The 23,460-nt window shown below is 64.1% G+C and carries 23 protein-coding genes and 2 tRNA genes; 24 read left to right on the top strand and 1 reads right to left on the bottom strand.

Translation table 11 applies throughout. The features are described 5' to 3' along the window. Positions 1–71 precede the first annotated feature (71 nt). The 3 genes from SCD90_RS05420 (at position 72) to SCD90_RS05410 (ending at position 748) form a co-directional block, all read left to right on the top strand. Positions 72–371 carry an HU family DNA-binding protein gene (locus SCD90_RS05420; RefSeq protein WP_319843610.1) on the top strand — a complete coding sequence of 100 codons (300 nt, stop codon included), beginning with the start codon at positions 72–74 and terminating at the stop codon, positions 369–371. 58 nt (positions 372–429) lie between these two features. Further along, positions 430–505: transfer RNA gene (locus SCD90_RS05415), tRNA-Val, on the top strand. A gap of 166 nt (positions 506–671) precedes the next feature. Next, positions 672–748: transfer RNA gene (locus SCD90_RS05410), tRNA-Asp, on the top strand. A gap of 5 nt (positions 749–753) precedes the next feature. On the opposite strand, the gene SCD90_RS05405 is transcribed toward SCD90_RS05410, so the two are convergent. Beyond that, positions 754–1,161, bottom strand: coding sequence for a hypothetical protein (locus SCD90_RS05405; protein WP_319843609.1), 408 nt, complete (start codon positions 1,159–1,161; stop codon positions 754–756). 252 nt (positions 1,162–1,413) lie between these two features. Here SCD90_RS05405 and SCD90_RS05400 point away from each other — a divergent pair, with 252 nt between their 5' ends. The 21 genes from SCD90_RS05400 (at position 1,414) to SCD90_RS05300 (ending at position 23,308) form a co-directional block, all read left to right on the top strand. Continuing rightward, the gene (locus SCD90_RS05400; RefSeq protein WP_319843608.1) at positions 1,414–1,554 is read left to right on the top strand and encodes a hypothetical protein; all 141 of its coding nucleotides are present in this window, start codon (positions 1,414–1,416) and stop codon (positions 1,552–1,554) included. A 391-nt stretch (positions 1,555–1,945) separates the two neighbouring features. Further along, entirely contained in the window at positions 1,946–2,311 is a 366-nt protein-coding gene (locus SCD90_RS05395; protein ID WP_319843607.1) for an NADH-quinone oxidoreductase subunit A, read from the top strand. Continuing rightward, positions 2,302–2,949 (top strand): NuoB/complex I 20 kDa subunit family protein, encoded by a 648-nt coding sequence (locus SCD90_RS05390; RefSeq protein WP_319843606.1) that lies wholly within the window; start codon positions 2,302–2,304, stop codon positions 2,947–2,949. The genes SCD90_RS05395 and SCD90_RS05390 overlap by 10 nt, the downstream gene beginning before the upstream one ends. A gap of 21 nt (positions 2,950–2,970) precedes the next feature. Beyond that, on the top strand, positions 2,971–3,573 hold the full coding sequence (locus SCD90_RS05385; RefSeq protein WP_319843605.1) for an NADH-quinone oxidoreductase subunit C: 603 nt from the start codon (positions 2,971–2,973) through the stop codon (positions 3,571–3,573). Between the two features lie 2 nt (positions 3,574–3,575). Beyond that, complete coding sequence (locus SCD90_RS05380; RefSeq protein WP_319843604.1) at positions 3,576–4,766, top strand: NADH-quinone oxidoreductase subunit D; 1,191 nt, start codon at positions 3,576–3,578, stop codon at positions 4,764–4,766. A gap of 10 nt (positions 4,767–4,776) precedes the next feature. Next, positions 4,777–5,694: an NADH-quinone oxidoreductase subunit NuoE gene (gene nuoE, locus SCD90_RS05375; protein ID WP_425265641.1), complete on the top strand. Its 918-nt coding sequence runs from the start codon at positions 4,777–4,779 to the stop codon at positions 5,692–5,694. A gap of 3 nt (positions 5,695–5,697) precedes the next feature. Continuing rightward, on the top strand, positions 5,698–7,002 hold the full coding sequence (nuoF, locus tag SCD90_RS05370; protein WP_319843603.1) for an NADH-quinone oxidoreductase subunit NuoF: 1,305 nt from the start codon (positions 5,698–5,700) through the stop codon (positions 7,000–7,002). A 10-nt stretch (positions 7,003–7,012) separates the two neighbouring features. Further along, entirely contained in the window at positions 7,013–9,094 is a 2,082-nt protein-coding gene (nuoG, locus tag SCD90_RS05365; RefSeq protein ID WP_319843602.1) for an NADH-quinone oxidoreductase subunit NuoG, read from the top strand. A gap of 7 nt (positions 9,095–9,101) precedes the next feature. Then, entirely contained in the window at positions 9,102–10,127 is a 1,026-nt protein-coding gene (gene nuoH, locus SCD90_RS05360) for an NADH-quinone oxidoreductase subunit NuoH (RefSeq protein ID WP_319843601.1), read from the top strand. Between the two features lie 2 nt (positions 10,128–10,129). Further along, on the top strand, positions 10,130–10,618 hold the full coding sequence (gene nuoI, locus SCD90_RS05355; protein ID WP_319843600.1) for an NADH-quinone oxidoreductase subunit NuoI: 489 nt from the start codon (positions 10,130–10,132) through the stop codon (positions 10,616–10,618). Between the two features lie 63 nt (positions 10,619–10,681). Continuing rightward, entirely contained in the window at positions 10,682–11,290 is a 609-nt protein-coding gene (locus SCD90_RS05350) for an NADH-quinone oxidoreductase subunit J (protein WP_319843599.1), read from the top strand. Positions 11,291–11,310: 20 nt separating this feature from the next. Beyond that, a complete protein-coding gene (gene nuoK / locus SCD90_RS05345; protein ID WP_319843598.1) occupies positions 11,311–11,619 on the top strand; it encodes an NADH-quinone oxidoreductase subunit NuoK in 309 nt (102 codons plus the stop codon). A 10-nt stretch (positions 11,620–11,629) separates the two neighbouring features. Further along, positions 11,630–13,804: an NADH-quinone oxidoreductase subunit L gene (gene nuoL / locus SCD90_RS05340; protein WP_319843597.1), complete on the top strand. Its 2,175-nt coding sequence runs from the start codon at positions 11,630–11,632 to the stop codon at positions 13,802–13,804. Between the two features lie 4 nt (positions 13,805–13,808). Beyond that, positions 13,809–15,341, top strand: a complete 1,533-nt coding sequence (locus SCD90_RS05335; RefSeq protein WP_319843596.1) for an NADH-quinone oxidoreductase subunit M — start codon at positions 13,809–13,811, stop codon at positions 15,339–15,341. 16 nt (positions 15,342–15,357) lie between these two features. Then, positions 15,358–16,797, top strand: coding sequence for an NADH-quinone oxidoreductase subunit NuoN (gene nuoN / locus SCD90_RS05330; RefSeq protein WP_319843595.1), 1,440 nt, complete (start codon positions 15,358–15,360; stop codon positions 16,795–16,797). 4 nt (positions 16,798–16,801) lie between these two features. Continuing rightward, positions 16,802–17,620: a biotin--[acetyl-CoA-carboxylase] ligase gene (locus SCD90_RS05325; RefSeq protein ID WP_319843594.1), complete on the top strand. Its 819-nt coding sequence runs from the start codon at positions 16,802–16,804 to the stop codon at positions 17,618–17,620. Beyond that, positions 17,617–19,287 carry a ribonuclease J gene (locus tag SCD90_RS05320; RefSeq protein WP_319843593.1) on the top strand — a complete coding sequence of 557 codons (1,671 nt, stop codon included), beginning with the start codon at positions 17,617–17,619 and terminating at the stop codon, positions 19,285–19,287. The genes SCD90_RS05325 and SCD90_RS05320 overlap by 4 nt, the downstream gene beginning before the upstream one ends. 15 nt (positions 19,288–19,302) lie before the next feature. After that, a complete protein-coding gene (locus SCD90_RS05315; RefSeq protein WP_319843592.1) occupies positions 19,303–19,575 on the top strand; it encodes a DUF1467 family protein in 273 nt (90 codons plus the stop codon). A 432-nt stretch (positions 19,576–20,007) separates the two neighbouring features. After that, a complete protein-coding gene (gene proS / locus SCD90_RS05310; RefSeq protein WP_319843591.1) occupies positions 20,008–21,330 on the top strand; it encodes a proline--tRNA ligase in 1,323 nt (440 codons plus the stop codon). Between the two features lie 74 nt (positions 21,331–21,404). After that, positions 21,405–22,628: a lipoprotein-releasing ABC transporter permease subunit gene (locus SCD90_RS05305; RefSeq protein ID WP_319843590.1), complete on the top strand. Its 1,224-nt coding sequence runs from the start codon at positions 21,405–21,407 to the stop codon at positions 22,626–22,628. Beyond that, a complete protein-coding gene (locus tag SCD90_RS05300) occupies positions 22,625–23,308 on the top strand; it encodes an ABC transporter ATP-binding protein (RefSeq protein ID WP_319843589.1) in 684 nt (227 codons plus the stop codon). The genes SCD90_RS05305 and SCD90_RS05300 overlap by 4 nt, the downstream gene beginning before the upstream one ends. Positions 23,309–23,460 lie beyond the last annotated feature (152 nt).

The following is a 23,460-nucleotide window of genomic DNA, read 5'->3' as shown; positions in this document are numbered from 1 at the left end:
TTTTCCTTGCGTTTCCCGGTGTTTCGCGGAAGTTTGCCCGCTCGTTTCGAGGGGCTGCGGAACGGCGCGAGATGCGAAGGGGCGGCAGGATGAACAAATCGGATCTGATCGGAAAGGTCGCCGAGAGCGCCGGGTTGAGCCGGCAAGATGCGACCAGGGCCGTCGAGGCCGCCATCGATTCGATCGTGGAGACGCTGAAGCAGGGCGAGGACGTGCGTTTGGTGGGATTCGGCACCTTCCAGGTGGTGAAGCGCGCCGCCGGCGTGGGCCGCAATCTGAGGACCGGGGAGGCCATCAAGATCCCCGAGTCGAAGACGCCCAAGTTCCGCGCGGGTCAGGTTCTGAAGGACGCGATCAACGGACATTCGTGAGCGCGTCGTGCGCGGCGTCTTGCGCCTGCGCATGATTCCGACTTAGAGAGAGCGCAACGGGCGGTTAGCTCAGCTGGTAGAGCGCCTGCTTTACACGCAGGATGTCGGCGGTTCGATCCCGTCACTGCCCACCAATTCAGACGCCGGTTCCGCGAGGAGCCGGCGTTTTGCGTTCCAGCGCCACGTGCGCGACGTCGCGAAAAATTCGGAAAAGCGTCATGAGCCGCCGCCAGACCGTTGACTTGGGGCAGGGGGTATCGTAGTTCACGCCCACCTTGAGCGACCGGTTCGGACGCTCCTGGGGGTGTAGCTCAGTTGGTTAGAGCGCCGGCCTGTCACGCCGGAGGTCGCGGGTTCGAGCCCCGTCACTCCCGCCATTATATCAATGGCTTAGCCCTTGAAGCGCCTGCCCACCGGGCACCGCGCCCCGGCCTTCCGGGTCCTTCCTCAGATACATGCTGCACGCGTTCGACACGCCCTTGAAGCGTTCGTCGCTTATGCGTCCCAAAGAGACTGCCTGCGTTTCAGGACGAGCGATCGCCCGATGATTCCCGGCATTGAGCAAGGGAGGTTCCGGGGTGCCCGGCAGGTGCTCCAGACGATTCTGCCGGCATAGATGCGAAAGCGGCCCGCTACGATAGAACGTCTTGAAATACGTAGAGGAAAAGCCGCCGCTACTTTCGGTCGGTCTGTTCAGCATGGTCGGCAGAAAATAAATGGATTGTATCTGGGCGCCCCGATCCTCATATTGACTTGATGGAACAGGAACACGAATTTCTCGTCGGCGCATCGGTTACCTTCCGGGCGCCTTCTCTTGCTACCCCTTCGGGGGCGTATAAGGTCATTCGGCAGATGCCACAGGGCCGTGACGGCATTTTCCAGTACAGGATCAAGAGTGCAGCCGGTCTTGCCGAACTCATGGTCCGCGAATTCGAGATTCAGCCAATCCCGTGATCGGCGGTATGGCGGTCGCGGAGCGCCAGCCGGACGTGGGCACCCGCAGCTGTGAAGCAGGGCGCGACTCGCGCCACGCAAGGAGGCAATGATGGCCAAGGAACAGCGAAGCAACCGGGAAGCGAAGAAGCCCAAGAAGGTGGTGCCGAAGGTCTCCGCCGCCGCGGCGTCCACCAAGAACTCAGTCGTGGGTGACACCGTGGGCCGCTCCAAGGAAGCCAAGAAGTAGGGGTCGCCTTCGGGCCGGTGATGTTTGGATCTGCGGGCGTTGACGGTCGCCCCGGATCCGTTCGTGCGTAGCCGACCTGTCGCGATGCTCCGCTAGCAGGAACTTGGCGCCCGCCGACTCGCGCAACGCTTTGTCACGCGCAAGTCGGTGTGTCGCAGGACGGTCATAAGGCGTGGGCCCGAAATCTTGTGTGGCCAGCACGGCTGGTATGCACCATGCCTTATTTTCTGGAATTGGACCGATTATAAGCCGGGCGCGCTTGCGTCGCCTGCGCGGCTTGGATAAGCCTGCGCCAGCCGATCCAACGGGTCGGCGCCAAGCCTTGCGGGGTCCCGGCCCTGCCGGACCTGACGCCGATCACCGGGTCGGCCCCAATCGCACAGGCGTCGTCATGAACGCGGTTCTTGCAGAATATCTTCCGCTCGCCATATTCATCGGGGTGGCCCTGGTGATTGGCCTCGCGCTTCTTGTTGCGCCCTTCCTCGTTGCGTATCGCAGCCCGGATCCGGAAAAGCTGTCTGCCTACGAATGCGGTTTCAACGCGTTCGAAGACGCCCGCATGAAGTTCGATGTCCGGTTCTATCTCGTGGCCATCCTGTTCATCATCTTCGATCTGGAAGTGGCCTTCCTTTTCCCGTGGGCGGTTGCCTTCCGTGATGTCGGCTCCGTCGGCTTCTGGTCGATGATCGTGTTTCTGGGAGTGTTGACCGTGGGCTTTGTCTACGAGTGGAAGAAGGGAGCTCTGGAATGGGATTGAGCCCGCAGAGCAACCGTCCGGGCGTACCGGGCATCATCGATCCGAATTCACCACTGGCGGCGCGCCTGCCGGCCTCCGGCACCGACATCATCGATCCGGCCACCGGCTGTTCGCGCGGCCCCTCGGTTCCGGCTCAGCGCCCGGATGATCCGTTCTTCAACGAGGTCAACCGCGAGCTCTCCGACAAGGGCTTCATCGTCACCTCGACCGAGGACCTGGTCACCTGGGCCCGCACCGGTTCGCTGATGTGGATGACCTTCGGCCTGGCATGCTGCGCTGTCGAGATGATGCACATGTCGATGCCGCGCTACGATGCCGAGCGTTTTGGCTTCGCGCCGCGCGCCAGCCCGCGCCAGTCGGACGTGATCATCGTTGCCGGCACGCTGTGCAACAAGATGGCTCCGGCCTTCCGCAAGATCTATGACCAGATGCCGGAGCCGCGCTACGTCATCTCCATGGGGTCGTGCGCAAACGGCGGCGGCTACTATCACTATTCCTATTCGGTGGTGCGCGGTTGCGACCGCGTCGTGCCGGTCGATGTGTATGTGCCGGGCTGCCCGCCCACGGCCGAAGCGCTGCTCTACGGCGTGCTTCTGCTGCAGCGGAAAATCCGCCGCACCGGCACCATCGAACGCTAGGCGAGGCCTGTTCGGCAGATCATGGACGAAAGCCACATCCAAATCGGCGAGCGCCTGGCGCAGCAACTCGGCGGCGCGATCCTCAGCCACGGCATCACCCTCGGTGAGCTGTCGGTAGAGGTGGAGCGCTCCGAAATCCTGCAGGTGCTGCGCTTCCTGCGCGACGATCCCGAGTGCCAGTTCTGGTGCCTGCTGGACGTCTGCGGCGTGGACTATCCGCAGCGCGCGCTGCGCTTCGACGTGGTCTACCACCTGCTGTCGCCCAAGAAGAACGCGCGCATCCGGCTCAAGGTGCAGACCGACGACATGACGCCGGTCGAGAGCTGCGTGGAGATCTTCCCCGCCGCCAACTGGTTCGAGCGGGAGGCCTACGACCTCTACGGTATCCTGTTCTCCGGCCACCCGGACATGCGCCGCATCCTCACGGATTACGGCTTCGAGGGGCATCCGCTGCGCAAGGACTTCCCCCTGACCGGCTTCGTCGAGGTGAAGTATGACGACACGCAGAAGCGCGTCGTCTACGAGCCCGTGCGCCTGCCGCAGGAGTTCCGCAACTTCGACTTCCTGAGTCCCTGGGAGGGCGTGGAATACGCGCTGCCCGGCGACGAGAAAGCCAAGTCCTGATCATGTCCGAAGCCGAACTCCGCAATTTCACCATCAATTTCGGCCCGCAGCATCCGGCGGCGCACGGCGTGCTCCGCCTTGTGCTGGAGCTGGACGGCGAAGTGGTCGAGCGCGTCGATCCGCATATCGGACTGCTGCATCGCGGCACCGAGAAGCTGCTCGAGTACAAGACCTACCTGCAGGGCCTGCCTTACTTCGACCGGCTCGATTACTGCTCGCCCATGTGCATGGAGCACTCCTGGTGCCTGGCCATCGAGAAGCTGGTCGGCGTCGAGGTTCCTCGTCGCGGCCAGCTGATCCGCACGCTGATGGCTGAACTCACCCGCATCATGTCGCACCTGCTGAACGTCACCACGTTCGCGATGGACGTGGGTGCGCTGACGCCTCCGCTCTGGGGCTTTGACGAGCGCGAGAAGCTGATGGTGTTCTATGAGCGGGTGTCCGGCTCGCGCATGCACGCGGCCTATTTCCGCCCGGGCGGCGTCCATCAGGATCTGCCGAACGACCTGCTCGACGACATCTACAATTGGTGCGACCCGTTCCTGAACGTGGTTCAGGACCTGGACGATCTCCTTACCGAGAACCGCATCTTCAAGCAGCGCAACGTCGATATCGGCGTCGTGTCCATTGAGGATGCCTGGGCCTATGGCTTCTCGGGCGTGATGGTGCGCGGTTCGGGCGCGGCCTGGGACCTGCGCAAGTCGCAGCCTTACGAGTGCTACGACGAGCTCGATTTCGACATCCCGATCGGCAAGAACGGCGACTGCTATGATCGCTATCTTGTCCGCATGGAGGAGATGCGCCAGTCCGCGTCCATGATGAAGCAGTGCATCGAGAAGCTGCGCTCCATTGATGGCGGCGGGCCGATCTCCTCGGTGAACAACAAGGTGGTGCCGCCCAAGCGCGGCGAGATGAAGCGTTCGATGGAAGCGCTCATCCATCACTTCAAGCTGTACACCGAAGGCTTCAAGGTGCCGGAAGGCGAGGTCTACGCCGCCACCGAGGCGCCCAAGGGCGAGTTCGGCGTCTACCTCGTATCGGACGGGACCAACCGGCCGTACCGCGCCAAGATCCGCGCTCCGGGTTTCGCCCATCTCGCGGCGATGGACTTCCTTAACCGCGGCCATCAATTGGCCGACGTCAGTGCAATTCTGGGCTCGCTGGACATCGTGTTCGGCGAAGTCGACCGCTAAGAGACGCGAGATGTCCGTACGCCGCCTCGCCGCAGAACAGCCCGCAAGCTTCGCCTTCACGCCCGACAACGTGGAGTGGGCGAGGGGCCAGATCGCGAAATATCCGGAAGGCCGCCAGGCTTCCGCCGTCGTTCCGCTGCTGTGGAAGGCGCAGGAGCAGCATGGCGGCTGGCTGCCGGAGCCTGCCATCCGCGCCGTCGCGGAAATGCTGGGCATGGCCTATATCCGCGTGCTCGAAGTCGCGACGTTCTACACCATGTTCGCGCTCGAGCCGGTCGGGAAGCACTTCGTGCAGGTCTGCGGCACCACGCCGTGCCTGCTGCGCGGAGCCGACAAGCTGATGCATGTCTGCGAGCGCGTGATCGGCCACCAGAACCACGTCTCCGAGGACGGCCAGCTTTCCTGGCTGGAAGTGGAGTGCCTGGGCTCCTGCTCCAACGCGCCGATGGCGCAGATCAACTACGACTATTTCGAGGACCTCGATCCCGAGAGCTTCGAGAAGCTGCTGGACGATCTCCGCAATGGACGCCCGGTGAAACCCGGCCCGCAGATCGACCGTCCGCTGTCCGGTCCCGCCGGCGGTCCGACCACGCTGCTCGACGAGACGCTTTATGACGGCTCCGTCGTGGGCAGCTGGCGCAACCGCTTCGACACCGCACCGGCCCCCGAGCAGGCGCCGACCGATGCGGCCAAGCCGCACGAGCAGAGCCCCGGCGAGAAGCAGGCGTCCGACAGCCCCGGCGACCGTGCTGCGCGCGGCGAAAGCCCCATCAAGGCCAGCGACCAGGCGGCCGCCGCCAGCGAGGCGCCAGCCGAGCCGTCGCTCCGCAAGGACACGGCCGACACGGCCACCAATCCCGCAGGCGAGGGGCTGAAGACAGCCGACGCGCCGTCTTCCACCATCGCCGGCAAGAAGGACGCGGAGTGATCCATGCTGCATGATCGCGATCGCATCTTCACCAATCTCTACGGTCTCCAGGACTCCGGTCTTGAAGGCGCGAAAAAGCGCGGGTCCTGGGATGGCACCAAGTTCCTGATCGAGCAGGGCCGCGACTGGATCATCAACGAGGTCAAGGCGTCCGGCCTGCGTGGCCGTGGCGGCGCCGGCTTCCCGACGGGCCTGAAGTGGTCCTTCATGCCGAAGGTCTCGGACGGCCGTCCGAGCTACCTCGTGGTCAATGCCGACGAGTCCGAGCCGGGCACGGCCAAGGACCGCGAGATCATGCGCAATGATCCGCAGACCCTGATCGAAGGCTGCCTCATCGCCAGCTTCGCGATGAACGCGAACGCCTGCTACATCTACATCCGCGGCGAATATATCCGCGAGCGGGAGCGCCTGCAGGCGGCGGTCGACGAGGCCTATGCGGCCAATCTGATCGGACCGAACAACATTCATGGATGGCCGTTCGACCTCTACGTCCACCATGGCGCAGGTGCCTATATCTGCGGCGAGGAGACGGCTCTCATCGAGAGCATGGAAGGCAAGAAGGGCATGCCGCGGCTGAAGCCGCCGTTCCCGGCCAATATGGGCCTCTACGGCGCGCCGACGACGGTCAACAATGTCGAGAGCATCGCCGTGGTGCCGACGATCCTGCGCCGTGGCGGCGCGTGGTTCGCGGGCATCGGCAAGCCGAACAACACCGGCACCAAGCTCTTCACGATCTCCGGCCATGTCGAGCGGCCGTGCAATGTCGAAGTCGAGATGGGCATCGACTTCCGCGAACTGGTCGAGCGCCATTGCGGCGGCATCCGTGGCGGCTGGGACAATCTGCTGGCGGTGATCCCCGGCGGCTCGTCCGTTCCCTTGCTGCCTGCGCATCAGTGCCAGGAGCTGTCGATGGATTTCGACACCCTGCGCAATCTGAAGTCCGGCCTCGGCACGGCAGCGGTCATCGTCATGGACAAGTCCACCGACGTGATCCAGGCCATTGCGCGGCTTGCCCATTTCTACAAGCACGAGAGCTGCGGCCAGTGCACGCCGTGCCGCGAAGGCACCGGCTGGATGTGGCGCGTGCTGACGCGCATGGTGCGCGGCGAGGCCATGAAGAAGGAGATCGATCTCCTGCTCGAGGTTTCGCTGCAGATCGAAGGCCACACCATCTGCGCGCTGGGCGACGCGGCGGCGTGGCCGGTTCAGGGGCTCATCCGGCACTTCCGGCCGGAAATCGAGAAGCGCATCGACGACTTCACCGCCCGTAACCGTGGCGACACGGTCATGCCGGTGGCGGCGGAATAGGGTACGAGAGATGGCCAAGATCATCGTCGACGGCATCGAACTGGACGTCCCGCCGGAGTTCACGCTGCTTCAGGCTGCGGAACAGACCGGCGCGGAAATTCCGCGTTTCTGCTTCCACGAGCGCCTGTCGGTCGCCGGCAATTGCCGCATGTGCCTTGTCGAGGTGAAGGGCTCTCCGAAGCCGGTCGCCTCCTGCGCCATGGCGGTGAAGGACCTGCGCCCCGGCCCGAATGGTGAGCCGCCGGTCGTGAACACCCGCACGCCTTTCGTAAAGAAGGCGCGCGAGGGCGTGATGGAATTCCTGCTGATCAACCACCCGCTGGATTGCCCGATCTGCGACCAGGGCGGCGAGTGCGACCTGCAGGACCAGGCCATGGCGTATGGCTCGGACTCGTCGCGTTTCGCCGAGAATAAGCGCGCGGTGGAAGACAAGTATATCGGCCCGCTCGTGAAGACGACGATGACGCGCTGCATCCAGTGCACGCGCTGCGTCCGCTTCTCCACCGAAGTGGCCGGCGTGCCGGACCTCGGCGCCATCGGGCGCGGCGAGGACATGGAGATCACGACCTATCTCGAAAGCGCGATGACGTCGGAGCTCCAGGGCAATGTCATCGACCTTTGCCCGGTCGGCGCGCTGACCTCGAAGCCATACGCCTTCACGGCGCGTCCCTGGGAGCTGTCGAAGACCGAGTCGATCGATGTCATGGACGCTCTCGGTTCGAACATCCGCGTCGACGCGCGTGGCCGCGAAGTGCTGCGCATCCTGCCGCGCGAGAACGACGACGTGAACGAGGAGTGGATCTCCGACAAGACCCGCTTCGTGTGGGACGGACTGAAGTCACAGCGTCTCGACCGCCCCTATGTGCGCGAGAACGGACGCCTGCGTCCGGCAAGCTGGGCCGAGGCCTTCGGCGTCATCGCGAAGCGCGTTTCGGCCGCTCAGCCGGGCCGCATCGGCGCGATTGCCGGCGATCTCGTCTCCGTGGAAGAGGTGTTCGCGCTCAAGGACCTGATGGGCCGCCTCGGTGTTTCGAACATGGACTGCCGGCAGGATGGCGCAGCGCTCGACCCGTCGCTCGGCCGCAGCAGCTACATCTTCAATCCGACGATTGCCGGGCTCGATGAGGCGGACCTGATCCTCATCATCGGCTCCAATCCGCGCCATGATGCACCGGTGCTGAACGCGCGCATCCGCAAGGCCTGGCGCCTGAATGGCGCGCGGGTGGCGGTCATCGGCGCCAATGCCGACCTGACCTACAGCTATGATTACCTCGGCGCCGGCGTCGATACGCTGAAGTCGCTGGCCGACGGCTCGGGCAGCTTTGCCGATGTGCTGAAGAAGGCCAAGCGTCCCGTGGTGATCGTCGGGCAGGATGCGCTGGCCGGCGGGGAGGGCGCTGCCGTTCTCGCGCTCGCCGCGCGCATCGCGTCCGGCGCGAACGCGCTTTCCGGTGACTGGAATGGACTTGCGGTCCTGCACAAGGCCGCTGCACGGGTCGGCGCGCTGGACCTTGGCTTTGTTCCCCAGAGCGGCGGGCTCGATGTCGCGGGCATGATCGCTCCCGGTGCACTGGACGTGCTGTTCTTGCTCGGCGCCGACGAGGTCGAGGTGCCAGCCGGTGCCTTCGTCGTCTATCAGGGCACGCATGGTGATCGCGGCGCCAACCGCGCCGATGTCATCCTGCCGGGCGCGGCCTATACAGAGAAGAATGCGACCTGGGTCAATACCGAGGGTCGCGTCCAGATCGGCGCCCGCGCCGTGTTCCCGCCGGGTGAAGCCCGCGAGGACTGGGCTGTGCTTCGTGCACTGTCCGACGTGCTCGGTGCGCGCCTGCCGTATGACAGCCTGTCGGAACTACGTCGCGCGCTCTATGCGGCGCACCCGCATTTCGCGGCCATCGACGCCATCGCGCCGTCTGACATTGACGGGCTCCGTTCGCTGAGCGCTCGCGATGTGACCGTCCCGGCCGGAGCTGGCTTCCGCACCGCGTCCGACAGCTTCTATTTCTCAAATCCCATCGCGCGGGCATCCGCGCTGATGGCCGAGTGCGCCGCCGTGTCCGGGCGCGCCGCACTTCAAGCCGCTGAGTGAGGCCCTGATGTTCCAGGACGCTTGGAATAGCTGGATTTGGCCGCTGGTCATCATGCTCGCACAGAGCCTGCTGATCATCGTCGTCCTGCTCGTGGCGATCGCCTATTACCTGCTGGCCGATCGCAAGATCTGGGCGGCGGTTCAGCTGCGACGCGGGCCCAACGTGGTCGGGCCGTTCGGGCTCTTCCAGTCCTTCGCCGACCTCTTGAAGTTCGTGGTGAAGGAGCCGGTGATCCCGTCGGGCGCCAACAAGGGCGTGTTCCTTCTCGCGCCACTTGTCACCGCGACGCTTGCGCTTGCCGGCTGGGCGGTGATCCCGTTCGCCGATGGCTGGGTGATGGCCGACATCAATGTCGGCATCCTCTATCTGTTCGCGATCTCCTCGCTCGGTGTCTACGGCATCATCATGGGCGGCTGGGCCTCGAACTCGAAATACCCGTTCCTGGGTGCGCTTCGCTCTGCGGCGCAGATGGTGTCCTACGAGGTCTCGCTCGGCTTCGTCATCATCTCGGTGCTGCTGATCGTGGGTTCGCTGAACCTCAGCGACATCGTCCGCGCGCAGGATACGTCGTTCGGCATCTTCGGCTGGTACTGGCTGCCGCTGTTCCCGATGTTCGTCATCTTCTTCATCTCGGCCATGGCCGAGACGAACCGGCCACCCTTCGACCTGCCGGAAGCGGAATCGGAACTGGTCGCCGGCTTCGCGGTCGAATATTCCTCGACCCCGTACCTGCTGTTCATGCTCGGCGAATATGTGTCGATCATGGTGATGTGCTCGCTCGCGGCCATCCTGTTCATGGGCGGCTGGCTTTCGCCGATCCCGTTCGCGCCCTTCACCTGGGTGCCGGGGATCATCTGGTTCATCCTGAAGGCCAGCCTCGTCTTCTTCATGATCGCCATGGTGAAGGCGTTCGTGCCGCGCTACCGCTACGACCAGCTGATGCGGCTGGGCTGGAAAGTGTTCCTGCCGATCTCGCTCTTCATGGTGGTGCTGGTTGCATCCGTCCTGCACTTCACCGGCTGGGGAGCCTGACGATGAAACTCGATCAAGCCGCCCGCTCGATCTTCCTGACGGAGTTCGTGTCGGCCTTTCTCCTGGCGATGAAGTACTTCTTCAAGCCGAAGTCGACGATCAACTATCCCTTCGAGAAGGGCGCGATTTCGCCGCGCTTCCGTGGCGAGCATGTCCTGCGCCGCTATCCCAACGGGGAAGAGCGCTGCATCGCCTGCAAGCTGTGCGAAGCCGTTTGCCCCGCGCTGGCCATCACCATCGAGGCCGGTCCGCGGCGCAATGACGGCACCCGCCGCACCACGCGCTACGACATCGACATGGTGAAATGCATCTATTGCGGCTTCTGCCAGGAGGCCTGCCCGGTGGATGCCATCGTCGAGGGGCCGAACTTTGAATTCGCGACGGAGACTCGTGAGGAACTGCTCTACGACAAGGAGCGGCTGCTCGCGAACGGCGACCGTTGGGAACGCGACATCGAACGCCGCCTGAAGCTGGACGCACCGTACCGCTGATCCTCTGGACGGCGGCACGCAGCGCAATTTAAGAGACGTCCCGAACAGGGACGGGGGGATCGGATGAGCTTGGCCTCGGCCTTCTTTTATCTGTTTGCCGGAGTGACGGTGGCGTCGGCCTTCATGGTCATCTCGTCGCGGAACCCCGTGCATTCCGTTTTGTTCCTGATCCTCGCGTTCTGCAGCGCGGCGGGCCTGTTCCTGCTGCTTGGGGCAGAGTTCCTGGCGATGATCCTGGTGGTCGTCTATGTCGGGGCGGTCGCAGTGCTCTTCCTGTTCGTCGTGATGATGCTGGACGTGGACTTCGCCCAGCTCCGCGAAGGCTTCCTGCAATATCTGCCGGTGGGTGCGCTGGTCGGCTTCATCGTCCTGGCGGAGCTGGTGCTGGTCGTCGGCGGATGGGCGAGCTCCGGCGTCGCCCCGCAACTGGCACAGTCGCCGACCCCGACGGACGTCACCAATGCCGAGGCGCTCGGTCGCGTGCTCTACACGGACTACATCTACTTCTTCCAGATCTCGGGCATGATCCTGCTCGTGGCCATGATCGGCGCCATCGTGCTGACGCTCCGCCATAAGCCCACTGTGAAGCGGCAGAACATTGCGGCGCAGATCGCGCGCACCAAGGCGACCGGCGTCGAAGTGCGCAAGGTCAAGTCCGGCCAGGGCCTCTGAGGCGGTACGGGAGAACAGACATGGAAGTCGGCCTCGGACATTACCTCACGGTTGCAGCGATCCTGTTCACGCTCGGCGTGTTCGGCATCTTCATGAACCGCAAGAACATCATCGTCATCCTGATGTCGGTCGAGCTCATCCTGCTCGCCGTGAACATCAATTTCGTGGCGTTCTCCAGCTTTTCCGGAGATCTGGTCGGCCAGATCTTCGCACTTCTCGTCCTCACGGTGGCAGCTGCCGAAGCGGCCATCGGACTCGCGATCCTCGTTGTCTTCTTCCGCAATCGCGGGTCCATCGCGGTCGAAGACGTCAACATGATGAAGGGCTGAAGACAGCGCCATGTTTCAAGCGATCGTCTTTCTTCCCTTGATCGGCGCCATCATCGGCGGCGCCATCACGCTGCTGGGCGCCTACCGCATCCGTGCGGCCGAACTCGCGCAGATGGGCGGGGCAGGGCACGGGCATCATGACCATCACGGGCACCACGCCCATGTGGTCGAGGTCGAGCAGCCGCAGGATCCGACAATGGGTCATGCCGCGCATGCCGATCCGCATGCGCATCACGATGCGCACGGCCACGGCGACCATGACGACCACGATAGCCATGGCCCGGTGCAGCCCGTCGCCACGGGCGCACGCGTCACGGAAATGATCACGACGGGCGCCGTGATGATCGCCGCGCTGCTGTCCTGGGTCGCGTTCTTCCAGTACGGCCTGGGCCATCACGAGGCCGAGCGCGTGCAGGTGCTGCGCTGGATGACCTCGGGCGCGCTCGAGATCGACTGGGCGCTCCGCATCGACACGATGACCGTTGTCATGCTCGTGGTGGTGAACTCGGTGTCCGCTCTCGTGCACCTGTATTCCACCGGATACATGCACGAGGATCCGCAGCGGCCGCGCTTCTTCACGTATCTGTCGCTCTTCACCTTCGCCATGCTGATGCTGGTGACGTCGGACAATCTCGTCCAGATGTTCTTCGGTTGGGAAGGCGTCGGTCTCGCCAGCTACCTCCTGATCGGCTTCTGGTACACGAAGCCCTCCGCCTCGGCCGCCGCCATCAAGGCGTTCGTGGTCAACCGCGTCGGCGACTTCGGCTTCGCGCTCGGCATCTTCGCCATCTACGCGGTGTTCGGCTCCGTCTCGTTCGAGACCATCTTTGCGGACGCTCCCGGCAAGGCTGCCGCCACCTTCAGCTTCCTGGGCTGGGGCGAGGCGCCGGCCATGACGGTGATCTGCCTGTTGCTCTTCATGGGCGCCATGGGCAAGTCCGCGCAGTTCGGCCTGCACACTTGGCTGCCGGACGCGATGGAGGGTCCGACGCCGGTTTCCGCGCTGATCCACGCGGCAACCATGGTGACGGCGGGCGTGTTCATGGTGGCGCGCATGTCGCCGCTGTTCGAACTCTCCCACACCGCGCTGGCCGTCGTGATCTTCTTCGGCGCGACCACGGCGTTCTTCGCGGCCACGGTCGGTCTCGTGCAGAACGACATCAAGCGGGTCATCGCCTATTCGACCTGCTCGCAGCTCGGCTACATGTTCGTCGCGCTCGGCGTCGGCGCCTATTCCGCCGGCATGTTCCACCTCTTCACGCACGCCTTCTTCAAGGCGCTGCTGTTCCTGGGGGCAGGCTCGGTCATCCACGCCATGCACCACGAGCAGGATATGCGACGCATGGGCGGCATCCGCCGGCTGGTCCCGCTGACCTATTGGATGATGATCATCGGCACGCTTGCGCTGACCGGCTTCGGCATTCCGGGCGTCATCGGCACGGCAGGCTACTACTCGAAGGACGCCATCATCGAGGCGGCGTTCGCCAGCGAGCAGCCGATTGCGATGTATGCCTTCGTCCTCACGGTGGTGGCCGCGCTCTTCACGAGCTTCTATTCTTGGCGCCTGATCTTCCTGACCTTCCACGGCGCGCCGCGCGCTCCGCTCGAAGTCATGAAGCATGTCCATGAATCACCGCGCGTGATGACGATCCCTCTGATCATCCTCGGCGTCGGCGCATTGCTGGCCGGCGTGGTGTTCTCCGGGGACTTCATCGGCCACCATTACGCGGAGTTCTGGAAGGGTTCGCTGGCCGGCGGTGACCATCCGGAGATCATCGAGGCGATGCATCACGTGCCGCTCTGGGTGAGGCTCTCGCCCTTCGTGATGATGGCCCTTGGCTTCGTGACCTCGTACTACTTCTACATCGTCAATCCGCGCGTGCCGGTCGAACTCGCACGGCGTCACGACGTGCTCTACCGCTTCCTGCTCAACAAGTGGTACGTCGACGAGGTCTACGAGGTGGTCTTCGTGCGCTCGGCCAAGTGGCTCGGCCGCTTCCTCTGGAAGACCGGCGATGGCCGCATCATCGACGGCTTCGGTCCAAACGGCGTCGCGGCCCGCGTCATGGATGTCACGCGCGGCGTGGTCCAGTTGCAGAGCGGCTATGTCTATCATTATGCCTTCGCGATGCTGATCGGCGTCGCCGGGCTGTTCACCTGGTTCATGTTCGGCGGGGTTGGCTGACAAAATGAGCGACTGGCCCATTCTCTCGGTCACCATCTTCCTGCCGCTGGTTGGTGCGCTGCTCCTGCTGTTCATGCGGGGGAACGATCCCGCGACGCTGCGCAATGTCCGGCACATCGCGCTTTGGACGACGGTCGTCACCTTCGTGGTGTCGCTGTTCCTCCTGCCGGGCTTCGACGCGTCCTCGTCTGATTTCCAGTTCGTCGAGAAGACGCCCTGGCTGGGCGACACCATCAACTATCATCTGGGCGTAGACGGCATCTCGCTGCCGCTTGTCCTGCTGACCACGTTCCTGATGCCGCTGTGCATCCTGGCGAGCTGGCGCTCGGTCGAGAAGCGTGTTCAGGAATACATGATCGCGTTCCTCGTGCTCGAGACGCTGATGATCGGCGTCTTCTGCGCGCTGGATCTTGTGCTGTTCTACCTGTTCTTCGAGGCAGGCCTGATCCCGATGTTCCTCATCATCGGCATCTGGGGCGGGGCGCGCCGCGTCTATGCGAGCTTCAAGTTCTTCCTCTACACGCTGCTCGGCTCCGTGCTGATGCTGCTCGCCATCATGGCGATGTATGTGCAGGCCGGCACGACCGACATCCCGACGCTGATGGCGTTCGAGTTCCCGGCAAGCATGCAGACCTGGCTATGGCTGGCTTTCTTCGCCAGCTTCGCGGTCAAGATGCCCATGTGGCCGGTCCACACCTGGCTGCCCGATGCGCATGTGGAGGCGCCGACGGCCGGCTCTGTCATCCTGGCGGGCGTGCTGCTGAAGATGGGCGGCTACGGCTTCATCCGCTTCTCGCTGCCGATGTTCCCGGATGCGTCGGAGTTCTTCGCTCCGATGGTTCTGGTGCTGTCGGTCATCGCCATCATCTACGCCTCGCTGGTGGCGCTGATGCAGGAGGACATCAAGAAGCTGATCGCCTATTCGTCGGTCGCCCATATGGGCTTCGTGACCATGGGCATCTTCTCGCTGAACCGGCAGGGCATCGACGGTGCCGTCTTCCAGATGATCTCGCATGGCATCGTCTCGGGCGCGCTCTTTCTCTGCGTCGGCGTGGTCTACGACCGCACCCACACCCGCGAGATCGCGGCGTATGGCGGCGTGGTCAACCGCATGCCGGCCTACGCGGCCGTGTTCCTGCTGTTCACCATGGCCAATATCGGCCTTCCGGGTACGTCCGGTTTCGTGGGCGAGTTCCTCAGCCTTCTGGGTGCCTACCAGGCGGACACCTGGATCGCCTTCTTCGCGACCACCGGCGTCATCCTGTCATCGGCCTATGGCCTTTGGCTCTTCCGCAAGGTGATCTGGGGCGTGGTGGACAAGCCGGCTATCGCGGTTCTGTCGGACCTCAACCGCCGCGAGGCCCTGATCCTGGCGCCGCTCATCGTCCTGACGCTGCTGTTCGGGGTGTGGCCGGAACCGGTGTTCAACATGACCTCGGCCAGCGTCCAGAACCTGATTGACACTTCCATTCAGACCGTGACCACGGCGCCCGCGACAGCGGCAGCACCCGTGCCAGCGGCCGCACCCGCACACTAGGTCCAGGTCCGACACCATGAACGGCTTCTCCTCCGCCGACCTCGCACCTGCGCTGCCGGAACTGCTGATGGCAGCAGGCGCGCTGATCCTGGTTCTCGTCGGCGCCATTCGCGGTGACCGCTCGGCACCATTGATCAACGGGTTGGCGATCGCCCTGCTGATCGTGGTCGGCGGTCTTGTGCTGAGCGCGCCGTCCGAAACGGTCACGGCGTTCAATGGCAGCTTCGTGTTCGATCGCTACGCGCAGTTCCTGAAGGTGCTGGTCATCGTCGGCGCACTGGGTGCGCTAGTGATGAGCTTTCACTTCCTCAAGAACGAGGGGCTGAACCGGTTCGAGTTCGCGATCCTGATCATCCTGTCCACGACGGGCATGATGATCATGGTCTCGGCGGGCGATCTGATCGCGCTCTATCTGGGCTTCGAGCTCCAGTCGCTCGCGCTTTATGTCATCGCCTCGTTCCACCGTGACAATCTTCGCTCGACGGAAGCCGGCCTGAAGTACTTTGTGCTGGGCGCGTTGTCGTCCGGCATGCTGCTCTATGGCTGCTCGCTGATCTATGGCTTCTCGGGAACGGTGGCCTTCGCCGGCATAGCTCAGTCGGTGACCGCCGGAAGCGCGCCGCTCGGCATGATCTTCGGCCTCGTGTTCCTGTTTGCGGGTCTTGCGTTCAAGGTGTCCGCCGTGCCGTTCCACATGTGGACGCCGGACGTCTACGAGGGCGCGCCGACGCCGGTGACGGCCTTCTTCGCCGCAGCCCCCAAGGTGGCGGCCATGGCGCTGTTCACCCGCGTGGCCATCGATGCCTTCCCGCAGATTGCCGACCAGTGGCGTCAGATCGTGGTGTTCATCGCCATCGCCTCCATGGCGCTGGGCTCGTTCGCGGCCATCGGCCAGCGCAACATCAAGCGCCTGATGGCGTATTCCTCCATCGGCAATGTCGGCTACATCCTCGTCGGCCTCGCGGCAGGCACCGCCGAGGGCGTGCAGAGCGTGCTGATCTATCTCGTGGTCTATGTCGTCATGACGCTCGGCTGCTTCGCCGTGATCATGGGCATGCGCCGTGACGGCAAGGCCATCGAGAACGTGGACGATCTTGCGGGTCTTGCGCGCAACGACGCCCTGATGGGCTTCATCATGGCGATGATGATGTTCTCGCTGGCAGGCATTCCGCCGCTCGCCGGGTTCTTCGCGAAGTTCTACGTCTTCCTCGCGGCCATCAATGCGCAGCTGTACTGGCTGGCGGTGATCGGCGTGGTCACCAGCGTCGTGGGTGCGTTCTACTACCTGCGCATCGTCAAGATCATCTACTTCGACGAGCCCGCGCCGCGGTTCGAGCGCATGCCGATGGAATTGCGCGCCATGGTCGCGGTTACGGGAGCGTTCGTGCTGCTGTACTTCATCTATCCCGCGCCGATGGCCGAGGCTGCCAGCGCGGCCGCACGCAGCCTGTTCTGACCTGATGAGGTTTGCTCTCGGGGCGGTCGCAGACAAAGCTGGATACGGGCTTGAAGCCCATGAAAGCCTTGGATCGACCAATGCCGAGGGATTGCTGAGAGCGGAGGCCGGGGTTTCGCGGCCCCTGTGGATCGTAACCTCGCGCCAGACGGCTGGGCATGGGCGTCGCGGCCGGGCTTGGGAGACGCCGTCGGGCAACCTCGCGGCAAGTCTCGTCGTTCCCGGGGTCGCGGATCGGCCTCTTGCAGCCGGTCTCGGTTTTGTCGCGGGCCTGGCCCTCAATTCGGCGATCACCGCGGTCGCGCCGCGCGCCATGGCGCGAACAGTGCTCGATGGCTACGAGGCGCCCGGGCATCGGCTCGCGCTGAAATGGCCCAATGACGTCCTGCTGGACGGAGCCAAGCTTGCCGGGGTTCTTGTGGAGGTCCATTCCCACGAGGAGGCGGGGCTTGCCGCCGTCGTCGGCATCGGCGTCAACGTAGCGGCCGCACCCAAGGACACGTCGTACCCGGCGACGTCGCTCGCGGAACTCGGCTCCGACTGCACCGCGGCGGACCTGTTCGAGGCCCTGAGCGATTCGTGGGTTGGCTTCTATGCAATTTGGAACGGGGGCAGGGGCCTGCCCGATATAAGACGGCTCTGGCTGGAGCAGGCGGCGGGGATTGGCGCGCCGGTTGCCATACGCCACGGCGATGATGTGATACGCGGTATATTCGAAACACTTGATGATGAGGGACGCCTGGTCGTGCTGACCGATGCCGGAAGCCGCCGCATGATCGCGGCGGGCGAGGTGCACTTTGGCACTGCGGCGACGATGCGATGAGCGAGAACGAGAACGAACTGGTCTACGTGCCCCTGGGCGGCGTGGGCGAGATCGGCATGAATATGGGCCTCTACGGATATGGTCCAGGCCGGAACAAGCAGTGGATCATGGTGGATTGCGGCGTCACCTTCGGACATGCGTCCGAAACGCCGGGCGTCGACCTGATCCTTCCCAACATCACCTTCGCGCTCGGCCTGAAGGAGAACCTGCTCGCGCTCATCCTCACGCACGCGCATGAGGACCATTACGGTGCGGTGCTGGATCTGTGGCCGCAGCTGAAGGTGCCGCTGGTGGCTACGCCCTTCACGGCTAATCTGCTGACCGCAAAGGCGGCCGGCGAACGCCACGGTCCGCAGGTCCCCGTTCAGGTGGTGCAGCAGGGCGGCAAGGTTGCGTTCGGACCGTTCAGCGTCGAGTTCGTCCCGGTCGCGCACTCCATTCCCGAGGCGAACGCGCTGGCTATCCGCACGCCGGCCGGGCTCGTGGTTCATACTGGCGACTGGAAGATCGACCCGCAGTCCTCCACGGCCGGAACGACCGACGAGGCGAAGTTCCGCGCGCTCGGCGACGAGGGTGTGATCGCAGTCATCGGCGATTCCACCAACGCGACTCGTGAGGGCTTCTCGCCGTCTGAGACCGAAGTCGCCTCCAACATCGCCGAGCTCATCCGCAGCGCGCCGGCACGCGTGGCCGTGACCACCTTCGCCTCGCACATTCCAAGGCTCAGGACGGTTGCCGAAGCCGCTTTCGAGACCGGCCGCGAAGTCGTCGTGGTAGGCCGCGCCATGGAGCGCACGGTGGCGGTCGCTCGCGAGACGGGATGGCTGGACGGCATCGGCGAGTTTCGCTCCCCGGACGTGTTCGGCTATCTGCCGCCTGAGAAGGCGCTGTTGCTTCTGACCGGGAGCCAGGGCGAGCCGCGTGCCGCGCTGGCGCGCATCGCCTCGGGCGATCATCCGGAAATCTCGCTGTCGAAGCGCGACCGGGTGATCTTTTCCTCCCGCACGATTCCGGGCAATGAGCGCGAGGTCGGCCGCATCATCAACTCGCTGATCGATCGCGAGATCGAGGTTGTCACGGACAATGACCACCTCGTCCACGTCTCGGGCCATCCGAGGCGGGGAGAGATGGCGCAGCTCTACTCCTGGCTGCGGCCTGCGGCGGTGGTTCCCGTCCACGGCGAGGCGCTCCACCTGAACGCGCACGAGCAACTGGCCCGCAGCCTCGGCATCGAGAATATCGGCCGGGTCCGCAACGGGCAGGTGCTGAAGCTGTTCCCCGGCAAGCCGGAGATCGTCGGCAAGGTGCCTTCGGGACGCGTGTTCAAGGACGGCAATCTGCTGCTCTCGAGTGAAGAGCCGGTGCGGGAGCGCAAGAGGCTGGCGTTCGCGGGGATGGTTTCGGTTGCTCTGGCGGTCGATGCGCGCGGCGATCTGGTCGGGGATCCGGAAGTTGATCTTTCCGGCCTGCCGGATGTGGATGCCGACAAAGAGAAGATGGCCGACATCGTCTACGATGCCGTGCTGGATGTCGTGGAATCGCTTCCGAAAGCACGCCGTCGCGACCGGGATTCGGTAGCCGATGCGGTACGCCGTGCAGTACGCGCTGAGGTCAACGCGGCCTGGGGCAAGAAGCCGTTCTGCCACGTCCTGGTGATCGGCGTCTGATCAGGAGGACTGGGCATGGCCCTCGGCAGCATGGTGGCGATCTATTTCGTGATCTGGTGGATCGGCCTCTTCGCTGTGCTGCCCTGGGGCGTGCGGTCCCAGCATGAGGATGGAAACGTGGTGCCCGGCACGGAGCCGGGCGCACCGGTGGCCACCCGGCTGCTGCGCATCGCGCTCGTCAACACGGTTTTCGCGAGCATTGTGTTCGGGGCGTTCTATCTGAACTGGACGCAGGGCTGGATCACGCTGGAGAACGTGCCGTTCCTGCCGCGCTACTCACTGAATTAAGCACGGCTCGGCAGGTCCGCAGGCAATAAAAAAGCAAGGCCGAAGCCTTGCTTTTTAGTTTAGCGGGCTCGCTTTGGTCGAGATGCGGATCGACCTTGCGTATTTGGCTGCCGGGTGCGGGGCAGCAACCAAAAGAGCCTCTTCCTCCCAAGACCCGGACCCTTCGGCGCCTCAGCGCTGTCAGGCCTCTTTCATTGGGATGATGCTAGAACAAGAGTCACGCCATTGTCACTAAGTAGTACGCGGCTCTTGGCACTTTTTTTGACACATTGCCTTCACGAAGGCGACAAATGCCTAAACAGGCGGCGGGAACGGGTTATGCCTTCTCGTTGCACAGCCGGTTGACGGGGCGCTCCAGCCCTTGTGTTTCCGCAGGGCTTGGGCTTTCGTCTGCCGCGTTCGAAGCGGCCGGCCCCCACAGAGGTTTTCCCGATGCGTCTCTCGCGTTTTTTCCTGCCGATTCTCCGTGAGACGCCCAAGGAAGCCGAAATCATCTCACACCGGCTGATGCTGCGCGCGGGCATGATCCGCCAGGAATCTTCGGGCATCTATGCCTGGCTGCCGCTGGGCAAGCGCGTGCTGGATCGGGTCTGCGGCATCGTGCGCGAGGAGCAGAACCGGGCAGGGGCCGTCGAGCTTCTGATGCCGACGATTCAGTCCGCCGATCTGTGGCGTGAGTCCGGACGCTATGACGACTATGGCAAGGAGATGCTGCGCATAAAGGACCGGCACGAACGCGACATGCTGTTCGGGCCGACCAATGAGGAGATGGTGACCGAGATCTTCCGGTCCTATGTCCGCTCCTACCGCGACCTGCCGCTCAACCTCTACCATATCCAGTGGAAATTCCGCGACGAGGTGCGCCCCCGCTTCGGCGTGATGCGCTCGCGCGAATTCCTGATGAAGGATGCCTACTCCTTCGACCTGGATGCGGAAGGCGCCCGCACCTCCTACAACCGCATGTTCGTGGCCTATCTGCGCACTTTCGCGCGCATGGGCCTGCGCGCCATCCCCATGGTGGCGGACACCGGCCCGATCGGTGGCAATCTCAGCCATGAATTCATCATCCTCGCGCCAACCGGCGAGAGCGAGGTGTTCTGCCACGAGGATTACCTGAAGCTGCCGGTGCCGGGCGCAGACGTCGATTTCGACGATGCGGCCGGGTTGCAGGGCCTCGTCGATGGCTGGACCGAACTCTACGCCGCAACCTCCGAGAAGCACGACGAAGCCGCCTTCGACGCCATTCCCGATGCCAGCCGCCTGTCCGCACGCGGCATCGAGGTCGGCCACATCTTCTATTTCGGCACCAAATATTCCGCGCCGATGCGAGCCGTCGTGTCCGGCCAGGACGGGCAGGAGCAGCCAGTGCATATGGGGTCCTACGGCATCGGGCCGTCTCGTCTCGTGGCGGCGATTGTAGAGGCGAATCACGACGATAAGGGCATCATCTGGCCGGAAGGCGTGGCGCCGTTCGACATCGGGCTAGCCAACCTCAAGGCGGGGGATGCGAGCACCGACACGGTGTGCGCCGATCTTTATGCCAAGCTGCAGGCGGGCGGGAAAAGCGTGCTCTACGACGACACCGACGAACGCCCGGGCTCCAAGTTCGCGACGCTCGACCTTATCGGCCTTCCCTGGCAGTTGGTCGTCGGCCCGAAGGGCCTCGCCTCCGGCACGGTGGAACTGAAGCATCGGGCCAGCGGTGAAAAGGAAAGCCTCTCCACCGAATCCGCGCTGGCGCGGCTGCTCGGGTGATCCGGCTCCCCAAGTTTGGCAGTAGCGGTAGCGGCGGCGCGCAGGCGACGAGGCCTTTCGCGCCCTTTGAGTGGATGATCGCGGCCCGCTATCTGCGGGCACGCCGCCGCGAAGGCTTCATCTCCGTCTCGGCCGCATTCTCCTTTCTCGGCGTGATGCTGGGGGTCGCCGTCCTCATCATCGTCATGGCGGTGATGAACGGCTTTCGCGCAGAACTCATGGGCAAGATCCTGGGCGTGAACGGCCATGTGGTCGTCCAGCCGATCGGCTCCGACCTGACCGATTATGTCGAGGTCACCCAGCGCATCGGCGCCGTGCCGGGAGTGCGTCTCGCAATGCCGCTGGTGGAGGGGCAAGCACTTGCGTCCTCGGCCTCCAATGCCGGCGGCGTCCTGGTGCGCGGTGTTCTGGAAGCGGACCTGAAGCGCTCCGGCCTCATCGGCAAGAGCATTCAGGAAGGGACGCTCGAGGACTTCGACAACAGCGTCGGCGTGGTCATCGGGCGCAAGCTCGCCGAGCAGCTGGGCATCCGCGTGGGGGACATCCTCACGCTTGTCTCGCCGCGCGGCGCGGTGACGCCGATGGGCACGGCGCCACGCATCAAGGGCTATCCCGTGCGCGGGATCTACGAGGTCGGCATGTCGGAATACGACGCCGTCTTCGTGTTCCTGCCGCTTGCGGAGGCGCAGGCCTATTTCAACCGCAACAACGACGTCTCGGCCATCGAGGTGTTCCTCGATGACCCCGAACACACCGAACGCATGCGTGGGCCAATACAGGAAGCCACGCAGCGGCAGGTGCAGATGACGGACTGGCGCCAGCGCAACGTGACCTTCTTCTCGGCGCTGGAGGTGGAGCGGAACGTCATGTTCCTCATCCTGACGCTCATCGTGCTGGTGGCCGACCTCAACATCATCTCCAGCCTGATCATGCTGGTGAAGGAGAAGGGGCAGAACATCGCCATCCTGCGCACAGTGGGCGCGAGCCGCGGCACCATCATGCGCATCTTCATGATCACGGGCGCAGCCATCGGCTTCATCGGCACCATCGTGGGCGTTTTGCTGGGTCTGCTGGTCTGCGCCTATGTGGACGAAATTCGGCAGGCCATGTCCTGGCTGACAAGCACGGAGCTGTTCTCGCCGGAGCTGTATTTCCTGAGCCGCCTGCCGGCCAAGGTGGATGTCGGCGAGACCGTCTCCGTGGTGCTGATGGCGCTGGCGCTGTCGCTTGTCGCGTCGATCTATCCCGCATGGCGCGCCTCGCGGCTCGATCCGGTAGAGGCGCTGCGTTACGAATGAACCTCAGCGAAACCATCAGGCTGGAAGGCATCCAGCGCCGCTACCGACAGGGGGAAGCCGAACTCGACATCCTGCGCGGGCTCGACTTCACGCTTCATCCGGGCGAGGCGGTCGCGCTTGTCGCGCCGTCCGGAACCGGCAAGTCGACGCTTCTTCACATCGCCGGCCTGCTGGAGAGGCCGGACGCCGGAGAGGTCGTGATCGGCGGGCGTCCGACCTCGAAGCTCTCGGACGCCGAGCGCACGCAGATCCGCCGCACCGATATAGGCTTCGTCTACCAGTTCCATCATCTGCTGCCGGAATTCTCCGCCTTGGAGAATGTGATGCTGCCGCAGCTCATCAACGGGCTGGAGCGCCGCGAGGCGCAGAACCGCGCGCAGGATCTGCTGGGCTGGCTTGGTCTGCCGGATCGCGTCCAGCATCGACCGAACGAGCTGTCCGGCGGCGAGCAGCAGCGCGTCGCCATTGCCCGCGCGGTCGCAAACGCGCCCCGCGTGCTGCTTGCCGACGAGCCGACCGGCAATCTCGACGTGGTGACCGCCGATTCCGTGTTCGAGAGCCTGTTCCGCCTTATCAAGGCCACCGGATTGTCGGCGCTGATTGCCACCCACAATCTCGATCTTGCCTCGCGCATGGATCGCCGCATCACCCTTCGCGACGGGCTGGCGGTCGAGACCTGAGCTCACCGCAGCGGCGACTTCCTTAAGAGTTCATCAACCACACGAGCGCGCACCGCCTGCGCCCGCTTGACCTATTGCCAAGAAAAGAACAAAACAAGAACTCAGTGGATAACAGGAGCCAGCCATGGTGTTCGACGACATGAAAGGCGTTC

It is taken from the genome of Terrihabitans rhizophilus (assembly GCF_033898525.1).
Classification (GTDB): domain Bacteria; phylum Pseudomonadota; class Alphaproteobacteria; order Rhizobiales; family Methylopilaceae; genus Flaviflagellibacter; species Flaviflagellibacter rhizophilus.
This window is presented reverse-complemented; position numbering and strand designations above follow the sequence as displayed.

Excerpts from the sequence above, each read along its gene's own strand:
- SCD90_RS05305 (WP_319843590.1), top strand. The coding sequence starts at position 21,405 with ATGATCGCGGCCCGCTATCTGCGGGCACGCCGCCGCGAAGGCTTCATC.
- SCD90_RS05395 (WP_319843607.1), top strand. The coding sequence starts at position 1,946 with ATGAACGCGGTTCTTGCAGAATATCTTCCGCTCGCCATATTCATCGGG.
- nuoN (WP_319843595.1), top strand. The coding sequence starts at position 15,358 with ATGAACGGCTTCTCCTCCGCCGACCTCGCACCTGCGCTGCCGGAACTG.
- SCD90_RS05320 (WP_319843593.1), top strand. The coding sequence starts at position 17,617 with ATGAGCGAGAACGAGAACGAACTGGTCTACGTGCCCCTGGGCGGCGTG.
- SCD90_RS05315 (WP_319843592.1), top strand. The coding sequence starts at position 19,303 with ATGGCCCTCGGCAGCATGGTGGCGATCTATTTCGTGATCTGGTGGATC.
- SCD90_RS05405 (WP_319843609.1), bottom strand. The coding sequence starts at position 1,161 with ATGCGCCGACGAGAAATTCGTGTTCCTGTTCCATCAAGTCAATATGAG.
- SCD90_RS05390 (WP_319843606.1), top strand. The coding sequence starts at position 2,302 with ATGGGATTGAGCCCGCAGAGCAACCGTCCGGGCGTACCGGGCATCATC.
- SCD90_RS05380 (WP_319843604.1), top strand. The coding sequence starts at position 3,576 with ATGTCCGAAGCCGAACTCCGCAATTTCACCATCAATTTCGGCCCGCAG.
- nuoF (WP_319843603.1), top strand. The coding sequence starts at position 5,698 with ATGCTGCATGATCGCGATCGCATCTTCACCAATCTCTACGGTCTCCAG.
- SCD90_RS05335 (WP_319843596.1), top strand. The coding sequence starts at position 13,809 with ATGAGCGACTGGCCCATTCTCTCGGTCACCATCTTCCTGCCGCTGGTT.
- SCD90_RS05385 (WP_319843605.1), top strand. The coding sequence starts at position 2,971 with ATGGACGAAAGCCACATCCAAATCGGCGAGCGCCTGGCGCAGCAACTC.
- SCD90_RS05325 (WP_319843594.1), top strand. The coding sequence starts at position 16,802 with ATGAGGTTTGCTCTCGGGGCGGTCGCAGACAAAGCTGGATACGGGCTT.
- nuoL (WP_319843597.1), top strand. The coding sequence starts at position 11,630 with ATGTTTCAAGCGATCGTCTTTCTTCCCTTGATCGGCGCCATCATCGGC.
- SCD90_RS05420 (WP_319843610.1), top strand. The coding sequence starts at position 72 with ATGCGAAGGGGCGGCAGGATGAACAAATCGGATCTGATCGGAAAGGTC.
- nuoI (WP_319843600.1), top strand. The coding sequence starts at position 10,130 with ATGAAACTCGATCAAGCCGCCCGCTCGATCTTCCTGACGGAGTTCGTG.
- nuoK (WP_319843598.1), top strand. The coding sequence starts at position 11,311 with ATGGAAGTCGGCCTCGGACATTACCTCACGGTTGCAGCGATCCTGTTC.
- nuoE (WP_425265641.1), top strand. The coding sequence starts at position 4,777 with ATGTCCGTACGCCGCCTCGCCGCAGAACAGCCCGCAAGCTTCGCCTTC.
- SCD90_RS05400 (WP_319843608.1), top strand. The coding sequence starts at position 1,414 with ATGATGGCCAAGGAACAGCGAAGCAACCGGGAAGCGAAGAAGCCCAAG.
- SCD90_RS05300 (WP_319843589.1), top strand. The coding sequence starts at position 22,625 with ATGAACCTCAGCGAAACCATCAGGCTGGAAGGCATCCAGCGCCGCTAC.
- nuoH (WP_319843601.1), top strand. The coding sequence starts at position 9,102 with ATGTTCCAGGACGCTTGGAATAGCTGGATTTGGCCGCTGGTCATCATG.
- SCD90_RS05350 (WP_319843599.1), top strand. The coding sequence starts at position 10,682 with ATGAGCTTGGCCTCGGCCTTCTTTTATCTGTTTGCCGGAGTGACGGTG.
- proS (WP_319843591.1), top strand. The coding sequence starts at position 20,008 with ATGCGTCTCTCGCGTTTTTTCCTGCCGATTCTCCGTGAGACGCCCAAG.
- nuoG (WP_319843602.1), top strand. The coding sequence starts at position 7,013 with ATGGCCAAGATCATCGTCGACGGCATCGAACTGGACGTCCCGCCGGAG.